Below are 15,371 nucleotides of genomic sequence, written 5' to 3' on the forward strand. Positions count from 1 at the left end.
CGCACAGGTCAGTTCACCTTGTCCGAGCAGGCGACCCGGTAAGAAGTGTGCTCGGGCTACTACCGACAACGGAGGCGAGTCGTGGCGATCGACAACTCGGACGTCTTGGCAGCCCTGTCTGCCTACCTCACGTCCTACCCCCACGAAGCCGCGTCGCTGGCGGTGCCGACGCGGCTTCTGTCCGAAGGAGCGAACGTCGCCTCTCGGTCTCGTCTGCCCATGCACGTGACTGTCGGTGCGCTTCTGGTGCGCGGAGGCACTGAAATACTGCTTGTCGATCACCTCGCCTACGGGATCCTGCTCCAACCTGGCGGACACCTCGAACCGACTGATGCCACGCTGATCGGCGCGGCGATGCGGGAGCTAGTGGAGGAGACCGGCGTTGATCCCGCCGGTATTGTCCCGACCTCGCAGGTGCCCGCTTATGTCGAATACGGGCAGGTCCCGGCCCGGCCCGACAGAGGGGAACCTGCACACTTCCATCTCGACTTCGGGTTTCCGTTCGCGACAGCGTTTGCCGATGTAGGTCGGATCCAGGAATCGGAGGTGCGAGATGCCGCGTGGTACCCGCTGACCGAGGCCGAGCGACTTGTCGGCCATCGCATCGCGCGGGCGGTGAGTGCGCCGGCATGACAGGTTGACCAGGCCGGGCGAAGTTTGCTCCAGCCGAACCCGCCGGTGGGCTGACGCACCCGAACCCCTACCGGTCTGCCTTCGCGCCCGGCACGACTCTGCGCGTAGCGTCATCGTGGGCGGAGTCATGGCGGGCCATCGGGGCCACGCGGGCGTCATCCGCTGGTGCCGCAGGCGATTCGTAGGTCCCATCCAGACAGGTCATCCCCGTCGTTGGGCACAAGGTTCGTGTCGAACCACGCGGCCTCCGGGCGTCCCGCCTGCTCCCATTGGCTTAGCCAGGTCCGCAGCGCGGTCAGGGACGGTGAGTTCGCGGCGTCGGCGAGGATGGTGCCGTCGGTCAGGATGACGGCGGCGGTGGTCACGGTGGTGTGCCCGATGCCGCGCATTCCACTGCCCAGGGCGGCGACGGTCCGTCGTGCTCCGCCAGCGATGAGGGAGTAGGCCGTCCATGACAGCCAGTCCAGGGGTGCGCGCACATAGGTCTCGGTATGGCCGGGGTTGAGGAGCAGGTTGAGGGCTGTGCGGGCGCCGGTGTGTTGCGGATCGTCGTGGTCGCGCCAGCCGACGGATATCCATGCCGGCTCGGGCTGGTCGATGTGGTGGTCCACCCAGCGTCCCGGAATGGTCAGGGCGTCGTCAACGGCGGTGGCGGTGCTCTGGGCGTAGCCGCCGAAGGTGACCGTCTCGACACGCGGTTGTCCCGCGGACAGGGTGATGGTGGCGATCAGGGTGGTGGATGGCTGCGCGGCGATGGGCAGACAGGCCACGATCCGCCCGTCCGGGGTGAGTTGATCCACCCACGCCCGGGGGAGCCGTGGGGGCGCGCACCACGCCACGATCCGCTGGTACGGAGCGTGCGGTGAGTAGCCGGACATCCCGTCGGCGACGTGGCAGGTGATCGTGGTGACGCCGCGATGGTGGTGTAGCCGGTCTGCCCAGCCGGCTAGGTGGTCGCTGATGTCGATGCTGGTCACGCGGCCGGTGGTCCCGGCTCGCGCGGCGAGCAACGCGCCGGAGTATCCCGTGCCAGTGCCGATCTCCAGCACGCGGGCGCCTTCGTTGACGTCGAGGGCGATCACGTCGCGTTGGATAGCTTCTGCGGCGGACCGGTGCAGGGTTTCGCCTCGGTGCTCATTATGGGTGTAGTAGCGCTCCGGCACACAGTCGAACACCGGATCGACGGCGGTCACAGGGCTCCCTTCGTGACGCGAGATGGCCTGCCCATGTCACGCACGGCCGATCCGCCTGCGGACATCCGCTTGGCCAGGGAAATGTGCGGCGTGCTTGTTGTGCGATATCAAGCAGTGCGCCTTCCTCATGTGCCCCGGATCGGACAGTGCTATGCGTAAACTGCACAGATCCGCCCGGCTCACTGTCGCCACGCTTGACGGCCGGTGCAACCCAACCGAAAGGGTAAGCACGTGAGGGCCGTCATCGCTGTCGCCGGCATGGGCAGCCGCTTCTTCCCAATCGGCAAAACCATCAACAAATGCATGCTGCCGATCCTCAACCAACCAGTCGTCGCCTACGCAGTCGCTGACTGCGTCGCCGCGGGCGCCCACGAGATCGCGATCGTCACCGCTCCCGGCGAAATCGGCCGCCAGGTGCGTCATTACTTCACCGAAGACCACGACCTGAAGGACTACTTCACCGCGCGCGGCTGGCAGGACAAATACACGCCCCTCGCCGACCTGCACAGCCAAGCCGACTTCACGTTCATCGAACAACCTCGCGACGGCCGGTACGGCACGGCGCTGCCCGCGATCGTCGCCGCTGACTTCATCGCTGGCGACGACTTCCTCTTGGTCGCCGGCGACGATCTCCTGCTCCGCAGCGACGGCGGGTCGGACCTGGCCGATCTCGCCGCTGCCCGGGCCGCCGCCGCAGTGCCGGCCGCGCTCGCCGCCGCCACGGTGCCCGGCGCCGAGGCCCAGCGGTACGGCATTTTGGCTCCGCGAGCATTCGAGGGTCACCAGCTACTCGATCAGCTGCTGGAGAAGCCGGACGACTACGGCGAGCCGACCGCCTACATCAACATCAGCCGCACTCTGCTGCCCGCTGACGCGATGGCCTACTTTCAGAAGCTGACCCCGGCCCCGAATGGCGAGTATCAGGCCACCGACGCCGTCATCGCCTTCGCCCGCGACAACGACGTGCTGATCCACCCCGTCACCGGCGAGTACCACGACTGCGGCAATCCCGCCGGCTGGTTGGCGGCCAACAACGCCGCAGCCCAAACGATCGTGGTCTCTGGGCCGCGCGCCTGATCACGATTCAGCCGACCGCGCCAACACCTGCGATGCCAACTCCGCTACCGGCAGCTCACCATCTAGCACCATCGTGTCAGCCGGCAACAAGCCGACAGCGGCAGCGCAGCGGGTCACCTGCTCCAGCCGCCACGTACGCACCTGCGCATCACGGGCCGGGTCATCCGGCCAGATCGACTGCGCCTCGATTCGAGCCTGTAGGACGCGGAAGGGCACGTCGATGAAGAAATGGTCGATGCCCACGTTGTGGGCGCGCAGCCGGTCGAAAATTTCCTCAAGATACGACGGCACCACCACGGTCATCGGTACCACGAGCGTGCGTCCGTATTCCTCCAGTAGTGCTATCGCGGTGTCCGCCACGCTACGACGCCACACGCGCAGATCCTGGAAATCGCCGCTCGCGGGCAGCGGAACTATCTCGCGGACCATGAACCCCGGCAACTCCGCATCGAACATCAATAGCCGAGGATCCTTCGCAGTCAACTTCTCCGACAGAGTCGTCTTCCCCGCGCCGAACGCACCGTTGATCCAGATCACCCGCAAGTACCGCTCCTCACGCGCCGATGGTGCACGACTCAAAAGCCCAATGAAGATCACCCCGCTGTCCGGCCGCCGAACAGTCTCCGTGAGGCGCTCGGCAGCCTGGGCTGCGGGTGGCGGCCGGTTGGGTGTTTGTCCAGGCCCGATGGTGTTGCCGTTGCTCGTCCTAGCGCTGGCGGTCCGCACCCGGTGGCTGGTCTGGGTCGGGGTCCGATGGTCGGGGCATTTCCGGGCCGCTGGCGCCCATGCGCAACAGAGTCTCGATGCGGGTGACCCGGAAGTGGCGCCCGAGCGCGGTGACGTCGTCGACGGGATTGGTATCGAGGGTGTCGGCGGTTTGTTGGTAGGCGACGGCCTGGTCGTCGGTCAGCCTCAGTAGGCGCGGCTCGATGTGGCGCAGGCCGAAGGCAATCTCGTCGCGGGCCAGCTGCGGTGTGGCCACCGCGCGACTGTAGGGCCGCCACGACCCGCCAACGGATTCGGCGGCGGCGTAGCGGGTCGGCAGGATGACCCCGACTGGGTGGGAGGCGACGGCGGCGACGCTGTCGGCGTATGCGTCGGCGGAGACCTGGGCGCGGGGGTAGTGCGCGGTCGTCAGCTCCACCCGCAGCATCGCCTCACCCAGGCCGGTCGCCGCGTCCGGGTCGATGACGATCTCTGGGGCGAGGAAGCTGTCTTTCTCATCGGCGTCGCGGGGGTCGCGGTCGGTGGGTCGGGGCGGTTCGGGCCCGTCCGGGCCGAACCGCGCGAACGTGTCCACCCGCACGACGCGGTGCATGCGCCCGGCGATCACCACCTCGTTCACCTTCTCCCGGTCCAGGACGCCGAGCACGGTGGTCAACTCCGCAGCCAACGGGGGGTCAGTGGTCTCGTCGAGCTGCTCCATGAGGTGGTGCGCCAGGTCGTCCCGCGCGGCTTGCGGCGTGTCCGACACCACGGCGTATACCTGCCACCGCCCGCCCTCTGCCTGCACGGCGTGGCCGAACAGCGGGGCGCCGATGCGGATCTTCGGGTAGGCCGCGCTTCGCCGTGCCGCGTCGTCCTCGGTGACCGCGCCGACTGGGTCGGTGGGCTGCTGCACCCGAAGGACTACCGGCGGCTGCACTTCGTCGGCACTCATGCCACGGATTGTGTGACGGCTCGATGGCCTGTGTCACGAGGGCGCGCCATCACCGCAGTGGGATCATCGGCACCGCTCGCATCCGTTAGGGCTTGCGGAGTTCTTCGGCGTCCGCTCGGTTCGTGGTGCGAGCCGGCAGGAACACGTGCCGTGGCACCCGAACGCCGCAGCCACGACGGGGTAGGCGATCATGCGGTCCGCGGTGAGCCGATCCACGAGGGCGCCTCAGAATCTTTCGAATCGATCCGAGGTAGCTGACACGGCGGCGAGTGGATCACTCTGCGTTCCGATTTTGTGCTTCTCCGGCTTTCAGCTGCTCACGAGGCAGGCGGGCGGCACCGTCGCGGCGCTCGGACGGTATGCCGGGAGGGTTATACGGCGGCCGGTCGAAACGCCCGCAGCACCCTGCGTCGACATTGTCGGCAAATGCCGACGTCAAACTCCGACAGAACTTCGACATTGTGGTCCTGCCACGGACTGCTGCCCCTCTCGATAATGAGCCGACGATTTCGCCCGATCCCGCAGCGACCATCGGCGCACCAGTACTTGCCTAGATGCTCGGATGCTTCGGCGGCCCGCGAGATTGTCACAGGCGGCGCCTGTCGTCGCCACGGATCATGTCCACATGTCAGTCGACCGGAGGTAGCAACGATGGCTGACAGCGACGAGATCAAGACTGCCCGCCGCGCGCTCGGCCGTCGGCTCGCTGAATTGCGCGGGGCTGGCAATCTCACCCAGCACGACCTGGCGCGACTCGTGCAGTACGGCCGCAGTTCCGTGGCGAGCACCGAGACTGGACACCAGCACCCGGACCGTGCTTTCTGGGCGCACTGCGACACGGCGCTGGAGACCGGTGGCGTGCTCGTGACTGAGTATGACCGCATCGCTGAGCTGGACCGTCAACGACGACGCTCAGCGGCAATCCAGACGGTCAGGAGCACGTCAGTGCCCGTGGCGCCCGATGTTGGCCACGAGTTCCCTGGAGTGAACGGCGGTGCTGTCCCCTGGGAGCCCGAGGACAGCATCAACGCCCGCCGTCTGGCGCTGAAATCCTCCCTCGACGACAACGCCCGTCTCGCCTACCTGGAAGCCGAGGTCCAGCAGGCGATCGCCGACAACGAGCGCGTTACCCCGGTGATCCTTATAGCGCGTCTGCGACCGCTGCGCTCCTACGTCGACCAGCTCATGGCGGGCCGGCAGCACCCACCGCAACGCGCCCGGCTCTACGCCGTCGCCGCTCACCTGTCCGGACTGCTCGGCGCACTTGCCCTCGACCTCGGTGCATTCGGTGCGGCGCACGCCTACGCTGCTGAAGCGTTCGACCTCGCCGAGGCTGCCGAGCAGTCCGACGCGCAAGCCTGGGCACGAGCCACGCAAAGCCTGATCGCCTTCTACGCCGGCGACTACCATGACGCGCTGGCCTACGCCCAGGACGGCCTACGCCGTGGCGGCGCCAGCGGGCACCGCATCCGCCTCACGATCAACGGTCAGGCACGTGCCCTCGCCCGTCTCGGCGACCGGTACGGCGTCGACCGCGCCGTCGACCACGCGTTCACCATGCTGTCCGACTACCCGGCCAGCTCATCGGTCAGCGCTAGCCTCGCCCTCGACCCGTACTGCCCGGCCAGGACCGCGGCCAACGCGGCGACCGCCTACCTGGCGCTGGGCCGTACCGCGGGCGTCACCGATCACCTCACCACCGCGATCACCGCGTTCGACACCGCAGGGTTGGCCGGCCCGCGTGCACTCTGCCGCCTCGACCTGGCCACCGCGCACCTGCACGCCGACAACCCCGACCCCGAGGAAGCAGGCGCACTGGCGGTGGAGGCGCTCACCCTCACCGCGGACCAGCGCTTCGAATCGGTCCACCAACGCGCCCGTCAGTTCCTCGCCACCGCCCATCCCTTTGCCCGGCACCCGCAGCTACGGCACGTCGCCGACCTACTCGCCGACCGCGCACAGGTCGCTGCCACCGGGCAGGCCGCTCTACCATCGCTGTCATGAGCAGCCGGGAACTGGCCAGCCTGCAGCAGCGCTGGACCGCCTACCAGGACCTGCCCGAACTCGCCAACCACTGGTACTGGCGCCCAGGCTGGCGGGCCGACCGCCAGTTCTACACCTGGCACCTCACCTTCGACCACCAGGCTGAACTCCATCACCTCGTCAGCGACGTGCAACGCCAGCTCGCTCTGCCCGGGCTGGACTTGGTGCCGCTCGACGGGCTCCACCTGACCATGCAAGGTCTCGGCTTCACCGACGAGGTCACCAACAGCGACATCGAAGCAGTCGTCGCCGAAACCCGGCGACGCTGCGCCGGCCTGCCGCCGCTGGAACTGTCACTTGGCCCGGTCGACCCCGACGCCGAAGGAATCGGCATGCTCGTCCGTCCCTGGGACCGCGTCGAACACCTCCGCGCCACCATCCGCGATGCCATCGGCGCGGTATGGCAGACCGTGCCGGAGGCCGCAGAAGGATTCCGGCCACACGTGACGATCGCCTACAGCGGCTCTCAAGCGCCGACCGCACCAATCCGCGACCGGCTCAACGCCTTCCGCCACCAGCCACCCGCTGAGGTGATCATCCGACAGGCAACGCTGATCGCGCTGCGCCGAGAACACCGCAGTTACCGGTGGACAACGGTGGCGAGCGCACCCCTTGACGGGTGACGCACTGACCATGCTCCCTTTCAACGAACCTACGGCTCGGCGGTGAGGCCAATACATCTTGTAGGCACCCCTGAGGAGTTGTCGGTGTCTCGGGCGCGGCAGCTCACCCCCGTCTGACCAGGCTCCGGCACCGCCCCCACCACCGTCCCATGGACTTCGCCGTCGCCACGCTCGGCCAGTAACCGGCCACAGGGGATGATGCCGCAGGCGTCAGTAGCGCCCCTTTTGTGAATCTGTTGGCGGACTACCTCCGGGTAGTTGGGCTGCTGAGGGCTCTTCGGGTCAATGAGCTACGACTGGAGGGCGACGACCCGGTGGAGTCAGATCACTGCGTCCGTGCATGTAATCCTGCTCCCCGACCTCGATCACGTTGCATAGCGATTACGGCTCCGGCCAGATCGAGCGCCACGGAAAGCGGATCATTCGCCGTAGCTGGCAGGTAGCCCTGGTCTAACCCGCTCGCCTTCATCAACGGGCGTAACGCCTCTTGGTGTTCAACCACGACAGCCGGGTGATTGATGAGGTCGCGTGCCGCGTTGGCGTCCTCGTCGTGGATCGCATCTGCTACCAGTTGTTTGGTCAGGTTGTCTACAACCTCAATTGGCATGCCCGCCGAGAGCTCCAGGGCCGTCAGTCCGAGGCGGACGCGGAACACTGCGAGCCCGGGGGTTCGCGGTACGGCTGACACTCGATCGATAAGGTCAGCGTGGTCGACGGCGACCGTCCCCAGGGCCAACTCCTGCCAGGTCTTGAGGAGCCCATGCACCGCTTGCTCCCACGGCGCCTCGATCTCGGTGGTCGCGAGGAGAGCCGCTGCTGACGGCCCTTCGTCTTGAAGGAGATGAGCGACGATCGCGGCCTGTCGTCCATCGAGGAGGGTCGGTCCGATCCCGTCGCATCTGCGTACATGGGTCACGGCGTCGTCCCACCGTCCGGCGAGGGTGAGGGCACGGGTTCCGTCGGAGAGTAGCGTGCCGCGCAGCCAACTGATGATCTGACTCAGTTCTTCGGGATCGGCGGGAAGTTGTCGAGGATGTATCTCCAGGCCGTCCAGAAGAGCGGGAGTGCCGCCGACGATGGCCCCGTACAGGTGGGTGAGTAGGCGGTACGCGCCGTCGCCGTCGCCGTCACGAATGCGCAGGCGAGCGAGGTTGACGACTGGTTCGAGAGCGAAGCGGGCCCTGTAGCCGTTCAGCGGGGCTCGGCTGAGGTAGAGGCTGGCGTGGCGGCGGCACCAGGCGCGGGCAAGATTGGGGTCTCCGCAGTCGGAGGCGACGAGGGCCGCCCCGTTGAACACCGTGGACGCCTTGTCCGGGTCGCTTTCGCGGTGTGCCGTCTCGGCGAGCCTGACGAGCCGGTCTACCCGAGCGTCCAGTGGTTTGGCGGGCGGTCGTTTGCGGGCGACGAGAGGGAAGCGGGCCGCGATGGTGGCGGCACGAGACGGAGTCATGGTGTCCTCATCCGCTGCGGAAGGGCCGCATGTGGGCAACGAGGTGCGTTCAGGTCGTACGCGACGGCTCAGCTGCGCTCGTCCGTGGGACACCCCGGGGCGGGACAGAGCACCGCCCCGGGGTGGATGCGGTCAGAAGGAGATCGTGAGGATGGTGTCGGCTCGGCTGATGTCGCCATGGCCGGCGGGCCGGGTGCCTGCGCGTTGCGCGGTGACGGTGGGCTGGCTGGGGCGGTTCGCCTCGTCCCATTGGTCGAGCAGGTTGGTCAGCTCAGCGGCGAGCGTGGTGGCGTCCGGGCCGTGGGCGATCGCGCCGAGTTCGTGGTGACCGTTGCCCGCGTCTTGGAAGGCGAGGTAGGCAATGGTGCCGCCGTGGTAGATGGCGGCACCGGCCCACCGGTAGGCGGGGGTGACCAGTCCGCTGGTGCGGGCGGTATCACCGACGCCGAGGCGGGCGAACGGCCTGTTGGCGTGGACGAGGAGCCACAGGTCGAGGTGGCCGATCGGGTCGGCGTCGCTGACTTGGATGCCGGTCCAGCGTTCGAGCCGGGGGTGGCTCAGAGCCTTTGCGAGCGCGGCGCGGTCGGGCTGGTCGGTGGCGTCGAGTTTGAGGACCACGTCAGCGCCGAGGCGTACGTGGTGGTCGGTGTGTTCGGCGCTGCCGCGCATGGGAACGAATCCGCAGACCAGCGGCGTCGTGGTGCTGACCAACTGGTGGGGGCCGGTGCGGTCGAAGGCGAAGCATCGGGTCAGGCCGCTCTCGTGCACGCGCAGGGGCACGACGATGCAGCCGTGGTCGGCGAGTTGTTCCCACCAGGCGGCGGCAATGTCCCAGGCTCCGGCGGTGACGATGATCCGGTCGTAGGGCGCGTGCTCGGGGTCACCGAGGGCTCCGTCACCGCAGACCACTGCGACGGTGTCGTAGCCGGCGCGGTCGAGTCCGGCGCGGGCGCCGTCGGCGAGGTCCTGGTCGAGTTCGATGGTGACGACCGTGCCGCCGGGGCTGGTCAGCTCGGCGAGCAGGGCGGCGTTGATGCCGGTGGCCGCGCCGATCTCCAGGACGCGGTGGCCGGGTTGTGGGGCGAGTTGTTCGAGCATGTCCGCGACGAGGCTGGGGCTCGACGCTGACGACAAGGCGGCACCGCTGGGGTCCCGTTTGGTAACGATCTGACGGCGGGTGTAGACGGTTTCCAGGTCGACGCCGGGGAGGAACTGCTCGCGGGGCACCGTACGGAATGCGTGCGCGACGGCGGCGGAGCGGATATGGCCTCGCTGTTCGAGCGTGCTGACGAGTTGCTCGCGCAGCGTCGCGGCGCTTAACGTTCCCGGTGCGGTGGGGGAAGTGTTCACTGCGTTGACCCTACTTCCGATCTTGGCGGCGGGTTGATAGCCGGATGGGGTGTCGAACGGGTCGTGGAAGGTGACCGTCACGGCCGCCATCGCGAGCAGCCAGGTGTCAGCGGCGGAGATGCCAAGCCGGTTGAACAGGAACAAAAGGTGGTGGGTCAGCACCTCGCGTAGGTCGCGGGTCAGCGCGCCGTGTCGGTCGAGAAAGCCGAGTTCCCCGCCCGCCTGCTCGTGGGCTTGCGGCCATCGCGGAGCAATGGCCAGAGGGCTTTCGGCCGTGTCGTCGGCTGCGGTGATCAGGCGTTGCACGGCCGCGATGAGCCGGGGGCTCGGCGCGGGGGCGTTCGGCTGGTGCCGGCGCGAGGCGAGGAGCCACCAGACGTCGCCCTGCTCGGAGAACTCCAGTCCGGTGGCGCGCATGAGGCGAGTGGCGAGCAGGACGCCGATTTCACGCCGATGGGTGCCGCCGGCGGCGGCGAGATGGCCGAGGATGTAGCGGCTGTCCGCGTGGAAGAGCGTGTGGGCGATCGTCATTGCCTGGTCCCCGCCGAAGGCGTACGCCTCAGGCCGGTAGACGGGCTCGGTGACACCGCGGATGCTGTCGTCGTCGGTGATGGTGGCGAGGAGGGCGTAGACCTGGGCGAGCCGGTCGCCGGGCAGGAGCCGCAGCCGCCACGTCTCGCTCTTACGGATGAACCAGAAGGCGACGATCGCGCGGTGGTCTTCCGCAGCGGTGAGCTCAGGGGCGAGCCGCGTTGCGGCGAAATCTTCAGCGGTCTGCCAGTCCGAGAAGGTCAGGTAGATCTGGCGCCATCGGCTCACCGGCGCCACGCCTGGTGGCTCGGTGTCGGGTTCGGAATCGAGATCCACGACGCTCTCCTCGTCTAGTTGATCAGCAGGCTGGTGGCCCAGCGGACGTCGGTGCCGTTCGCGACGGTGTGCAGGGTGAGGGCGATTCCGGCGGGGCCTGTGATCAAGCCGGATCGGGCCGGGGTGGTGTCCGTGGCGTGCTGGATCAGCAGGCGCACGATGTGGGGCAGGTGCGTTTGCAGGCTGGTGGTGCGGGCGTCGTCGGCGGCGTACCAGGCCGTAGCGGCAACCCCCGCCCAGCCGTGACACAGCGACGGATCGACGATCCGGCTGAGTTGGAGGGGGTCGGCCAGGCAGCGGGTCAGCGCCTCTTCTGCCGCCTCTTGCCGGGCGGCGTCGTCGAGAGCGATCCCCGCTAGCTGCTGGGCGCGGGCGACTCCAGGGGTGCCGTAGCACCAGGACGGCCGCGCCGGTCCGCCCATGGAGGGCTTCCCGGCGCGCAACTCCGCGACGGTGATCTTCTCCGGCCACCACGGTCCCGCAGGGCTCGTCTGCTGCCAGCAGTCGAGCCACGTGCAGATCCGGCGAATCGCCTCCGCATGCCCCGGCACCCGAATGTCCTGCCGCATCGCCAGGGCCAGGAGGGCCAAAGGGCCGGCGATGCCGTGCGCCATGCCGACGTTGGCATGCCCGCCCTGCTCCGAACCTTCGCGGTCGGCGGGGTCTGCGCTCCACCAACCCGGCGCTAACCGGCCCGCAGCGTCGTCGGTGTGCACCGGCTCGGTGAGTCGGACCAGGTGCGCCAGCACCCGCCGGAGCAGAGGTCCGTCCGGGGCGCGGCGCAGCAGGTGGGCTCCCAGGCCGGTCAGCCCACGTACGAGGTCGAACTCCGACAGCGAGGGCCGGGCACGCGCCCCGAGGCGTGCCGTGGCAGCGGCCAGACGGCGTTCCACCAGGTCATCGAAGGCATGGTCAAGCGCGTCCAGGGCTGCTGGGTGGGAGTGCGGCATGGCCATGGTCAGCGCGTGGGTGACAGCGGGTGCGCCGAACCAGAGTCCGGCTCCGCTGCCGCTGTTCAGCGTGTCGGCGGTCGCGCGCCGCAGCCAGGCATGGACTGGTTCCCACCCGCCGTGTCCTGTCTGCGCTTGCACCCCGTGCAGGAGTGCCACCCCGGCGGCACCCCGGGACAGCGACTGGGCGTACCAGCGGGTACTGCGTGGCCCGTAGTCGTCCGCTGCGAAATCCGGGGGCGGCGGCACGGTCAGGGTGGTGGTGATGCACTCGGCCATCGCCTCAGCCGCCCGGAGCAACGGTGTCCTCAGCGGTGCTCCGGTCATCAGGACGCTCCTACGACGCGAACTCGGCGGCGCACGGCCGCCAGCGCGACATGGCGGGCCAGCCGATACGTGAGCTGCTCGGCGTCTTCGTCGGGACCGAGAGCGCGAACGACATGCAGGTGCATCAGCGACGCGAGCACCGAGGCGGGGGTGACCGGACCGGCGACGGCGGACAGTTCGGCTGCGTACCGGTTCGCAGCCTCGGAGCGTTCCTGCCATGCATGCTGGATGGGCTCGGGAAGTTCGCTCGGGTCGAGGGTGACCGCTTGACGCAGCACGTCCCGCTGGACCGGTGCCTGCCCGGTCTGCTCGGGGCGCGCCACCAGCCACTCACATCCGTCGGTGCGGCTGCCGAGCATCGAGGCGGCCAGGTCGACCATGCTCAGGGCGGTCAGTGCCCGCCGATCGATCCCAGACTCGGGCAGCGCTACCAGCTGCGCCAGGGCTGCGGAGGAGTCGGTGGCGAACAACCTCTCGGCTGCTGCCAGCGCGGTGTCGCAGCCGTAGCGACCGAACTCGGGATGGTAGGTGTCCAGGCTCCAATCGCCGGCAAAACGCTGCTGTCGGAGCCCGGCGACCCACCGCCCGACCCGCACCGCCGCGTCGCCGTAGTCATCGGTGTGCACCCGCAGTCGAAGCTGCGGAGCGGGGCGTTGCAGGCGCACGAACCACCACAGCGGCGGCTCGGGCCAGTCGGCGAACAGCGCTGGCAGCCCATGCATCAAGACCAGCTCTATCGTCGAAGGCTCGACGGCCACCGAAGCGGACAGCAGGCCACTGGCACCCGGTATGACCGGCTCGGGGGGAACGGGCGGAGGCCATGCGCCTCGCGCGGTAACCGCAGCCGGCGCGGCAGCGGGCGCAACCGTCGAGGCGACGGGCACGACGATCTCGTGGGCGCGGCCGGAGAGCCAACCGAAATCCTCCGGCCTCGCTGCGTCCACCACGGTTGCCGGTCCGGCGCTGGCGTCCAGGTGGGCACGCAGCAGGGCACGATCCATGGACTGATCGAGGTGGAGCCGAAGCCGCTGGTCACCCTTGCCGACCTGCACCCATGCCGGCAGGCGCAGCCTTGTCCGCAGCGCCTCCCAAGCGGTCAACCATTCGTCATCGCTTGCGTCCGCACCGGGCAGGGAGGCCGGATCGACGCGCCACCGGGCCGCCACCAGGAGGACGCGGCCGTACTTCAGCGCGGGTCGAAACGGCAGGCAGGACGCCGCACCCCAGTCGAATGGTTTCAGCCGGGCATCCGTGGCTCGCGGCAGCTCCAGGAGAAACCGGCCGAGCAGCGGCATCGTGTGTACGGCGGCGGCGTGCGCCACTGTCGGCTCCACCACGCGCCGCCGTGACATCGACACCAGCACCAGCCGGTCGCGGCCGGCGGTCACACCGAGGTCGTCGAGGCCAATCACGTTCTCGGCCACGGGCCGGTGCTCGGCGAGGCTGATCAGCCACGGGAGTACCTGCCGGGAGTTGAGCACGTTCTGGCTGTGTAGCTTGCGCGGCGGGAAGCTCAGTTGCGCCGGCATGGCGCCGGCCACCGCGACCGGAAGGCGGGCGAACTCCCTGCACATCGACTCCCGATCGGCGTAGGGCAGCCCGTCGAGGAAGCGCCCGCTCGTTGCCATCGCCGAGCGGCCCATTCCGGTCAGCGCGACAGTGAACCCTCCCTGTGTCAGCGTCTCCAGCGAGACCGCGCGGACCTCTGCCGAGACGTCGACGTGAGGGCTGACAGGCCCGGTGACATGGCCAGTGCCGGCAAGCCATTCGACGGCCGTGTCATCGAGAACCACCTCACGAGCACCGTCGATTACCGCCTGCTGAGCCGTCGCGAGGAGGCGCTCGTCACGGCCGGAGAGCAGAGCCGCAGGCGCGCCGGCCACAGTGGCGAAGTGTTCGGGGAAGCCCAACCCGACGAGTGGATCTACCAGCCGATCCAGCGGCACCACCGCCGTCATCCCGTAGCGGTCGACGAACCGGGCACGGTACGCACGCCACTCGGGCCGCCCCGCCGGATCTGGCGTCAGCCGTCGTAGTACCTCCACCGATGCGGTGATCTCGGCGGCGACCTGCTCTGGCAGGGCGACCTGATCCGCGAGCTGAAGGTCCACAGCGAGCGGCTGGGTGGCCGGTGCCACGTTGCGCATGCGGTCGGCGAGCCCACGGAGGTACGTCGTGCTCCCTGCGCTGGTGCCACCGAGACGACCATGCAGCGAGCGCAGCTCGGCCCGAAGGGTTCGCTGTCCCTCAGGATCGCCCTCGAACATCGCATCGAGGGTGTCCAGGACATGCTTGATCAGGTCTGTGCACGTCGATGGTGGTCGGAGAGCGGTGATCAACACGCCGTGGTCCACCAGGCCGGCAACCATCGCATCAGCGGACCCGCGTGGGAAGCTTGAAAACGCAGCAGCGACCGTGTCGACCAGCTCAGCCCACGGCATTGGGGAACGGGCGAGCGACACCGCCAGCCGTACCGCTTCGGTGTTCCTCACCGAGGTCGACTCCGCACTTGCAGAGGCGTGCGGCCGGCGCGCCACGACGATCCGAGGCCCGTTCACGAGCGCCAGGTTGTTCGCCTGCACTGGTAGACGGCGGCGCACGTCGGGCTCAGCTTCAAGGCGCGCGATCAGGGACGCGAGCCAATTCGCGTCCGGCCGTACCCGGATCGCCGGCTGCCCTGCCGGCACCACCGCAGCCACCGTGTCGAACCGCAGGGTCGCTACCCCCGAGAACAACCCGAAGGGCGTCGCACGCCGCTGCGCACGGACCAGGTACCGCGCCAGCGCCAGCGCCATCCGCCACCCTCGGTCCGGAGCAGCGCCGCCTGTGGCGAGCACCGCTTCTACGCGAGCAGCGAACTCAGGGCTGGCGGCCCAGACAGCCTCGGTCAGGCCGACGTTCCGCCACGTCGCTTGCAACCAGTCCCCGATGCCGAAGGCGTCGCTCCGCTCCGGCCAAGGTGCTGGGCCGTCGGGCCATGAGTGAGCGGCAATGCGGATCATCGCGGCATCGACCGACCGAAACATGAATAGTCCTCCTTCCGTCACGCGGTGCGGTGCCCCTCCGGGGACATGGCTGGATGTGGGGGTGCTGGTTCCGGCAGCCGGCAGGACGTTCGCCCGCACCAGGAAGGCGATGCACGAGTCGCAGGGCCGCTCGGCGGGCCCACCAGCGGGATCGCCCGGCTCACGGACCCGG

11 protein-coding genes are annotated in these 15,371 nt (G+C 68.8%); 4 read left to right on the forward strand and 7 right to left on the reverse strand.

Annotated elements, in window-relative coordinates:
* Window positions 1-81: 81 nt before the first annotated feature.
* The gene (locus AB0C20_RS12100) at window positions 82-633 is read left to right on the forward strand and encodes an NUDIX domain-containing protein (protein ID WP_357567934.1); all 552 of its coding nucleotides are present in this window, start codon (window positions 82-84) and stop codon (window positions 631-633) included.
* Window positions 634-788: 155 nt separating this feature from the next.
* Here AB0C20_RS12100 and AB0C20_RS12105 read toward each other — a convergent pair whose 3' ends face one another.
* Complete coding sequence (locus AB0C20_RS12105; protein WP_357567936.1) at window positions 789-1,826, reverse strand: methyltransferase domain-containing protein; 1,038 nt, start codon at window positions 1,824-1,826, stop codon at window positions 789-791.
* Window positions 1,827-2,057: 231 nt separating this feature from the next.
* Here AB0C20_RS12105 and AB0C20_RS12110 point away from each other — a divergent pair, with 231 nt between their 5' ends.
* Window positions 2,058-2,903, forward strand: a complete 846-nt coding sequence (locus AB0C20_RS12110) for a sugar phosphate nucleotidyltransferase (protein WP_357567937.1) — start codon at window positions 2,058-2,060, stop codon at window positions 2,901-2,903.
* On the opposite strand, the gene AB0C20_RS12115 is transcribed toward AB0C20_RS12110, so the two are convergent.
* Both AB0C20_RS12115 and AB0C20_RS12120 read right to left on the reverse strand, forming a co-directional pair.
* The gene (locus AB0C20_RS12115) at window positions 2,904-3,440 is read right to left on the reverse strand and encodes an AAA family ATPase (protein WP_357567948.1); all 537 of its coding nucleotides are present in this window, start codon (window positions 3,438-3,440) and stop codon (window positions 2,904-2,906) included.
* Window positions 3,441-3,609: 169 nt separating this feature from the next.
* Window positions 3,610-4,563: a DUF5954 family protein gene (locus AB0C20_RS12120; RefSeq protein WP_357567939.1), complete on the reverse strand. Its 954-nt coding sequence runs from the start codon at window positions 4,561-4,563 to the stop codon at window positions 3,610-3,612.
* Window positions 4,564-5,214: 651 nt separating this feature from the next.
* Here AB0C20_RS12120 and AB0C20_RS12125 point away from each other — a divergent pair.
* A complete protein-coding gene (locus AB0C20_RS12125) occupies window positions 5,215-6,567 on the forward strand; it encodes a helix-turn-helix transcriptional regulator (protein ID WP_357567940.1) in 1,353 nt (450 codons plus the stop codon).
* On the forward strand, window positions 6,564-7,229 hold the full coding sequence (locus tag AB0C20_RS12130; protein WP_357567942.1) for a 2'-5' RNA ligase family protein: 666 nt from the start codon (window positions 6,564-6,566) through the stop codon (window positions 7,227-7,229). The genes AB0C20_RS12125 and AB0C20_RS12130 overlap by 4 nt, the downstream gene beginning before the upstream one ends.
* A 325-nt stretch (window positions 7,230-7,554) precedes the next feature.
* On the opposite strand, the gene AB0C20_RS12135 is transcribed toward AB0C20_RS12130, so the two are convergent.
* From AB0C20_RS12135 to AB0C20_RS12150, 4 genes are all read right to left on the reverse strand, one after another.
* A complete protein-coding gene (locus AB0C20_RS12135; protein WP_357567943.1) occupies window positions 7,555-8,679 on the reverse strand; it encodes a hypothetical protein in 1,125 nt (374 codons plus the stop codon).
* A gap of 132 nt (window positions 8,680-8,811) precedes the next feature.
* Window positions 8,812-10,896 (reverse strand): methyltransferase, FxLD system, encoded by a 2,085-nt coding sequence (gene fxlM / locus AB0C20_RS12140; RefSeq protein WP_357567944.1) that lies wholly within the window; start codon window positions 10,894-10,896, stop codon window positions 8,812-8,814.
* A 14-nt stretch (window positions 10,897-10,910) separates the two neighbouring features.
* A complete protein-coding gene (locus tag AB0C20_RS12145) occupies window positions 10,911-12,173 on the reverse strand; it encodes a lanthionine synthetase C family protein (protein WP_357567945.1) in 1,263 nt (420 codons plus the stop codon).
* Window positions 12,173-15,199, reverse strand: a complete 3,027-nt coding sequence (locus AB0C20_RS12150) for a lantibiotic dehydratase (protein ID WP_357567947.1) — start codon at window positions 15,197-15,199, stop codon at window positions 12,173-12,175. Before AB0C20_RS12150 ends, AB0C20_RS12145 begins: the two co-directional genes overlap by 1 nt.
* Window positions 15,200-15,371 lie beyond the last annotated feature (172 nt).

Origin of the sequence: Micromonospora sp. NPDC048843, from assembly GCF_040649965.1 — a bacterium.
Classification (GTDB): Bacteria; Actinomycetota; Actinomycetes; order Mycobacteriales; family Micromonosporaceae; genus Micromonospora; species Micromonospora hortensis.

Excerpts from the sequence above, each read along its gene's own strand:
- AB0C20_RS12120 (WP_357567939.1), bottom strand. The coding sequence starts at position 4,563 with ATGAGTGCCGACGAAGTGCAGCCGCCGGTAGTCCTTCGGGTGCAGCAG.
- AB0C20_RS12145 (WP_357567945.1), bottom strand. The coding sequence starts at position 12,173 with ATGACCGGAGCACCGCTGAGGACACCGTTGCTCCGGGCGGCTGAGGCG.
- AB0C20_RS12130 (WP_357567942.1), top strand. The coding sequence starts at position 6,564 with ATGAGCAGCCGGGAACTGGCCAGCCTGCAGCAGCGCTGGACCGCCTAC.
- AB0C20_RS12150 (WP_357567947.1), bottom strand. The coding sequence starts at position 15,199 with ATGTTTCGGTCGGTCGATGCCGCGATGATCCGCATTGCCGCTCACTCA.
- AB0C20_RS12125 (WP_357567940.1), top strand. The coding sequence starts at position 5,215 with ATGGCTGACAGCGACGAGATCAAGACTGCCCGCCGCGCGCTCGGCCGT.
- AB0C20_RS12135 (WP_357567943.1), bottom strand. The coding sequence starts at position 8,679 with ATGACTCCGTCTCGTGCCGCCACCATCGCGGCCCGCTTCCCTCTCGTC.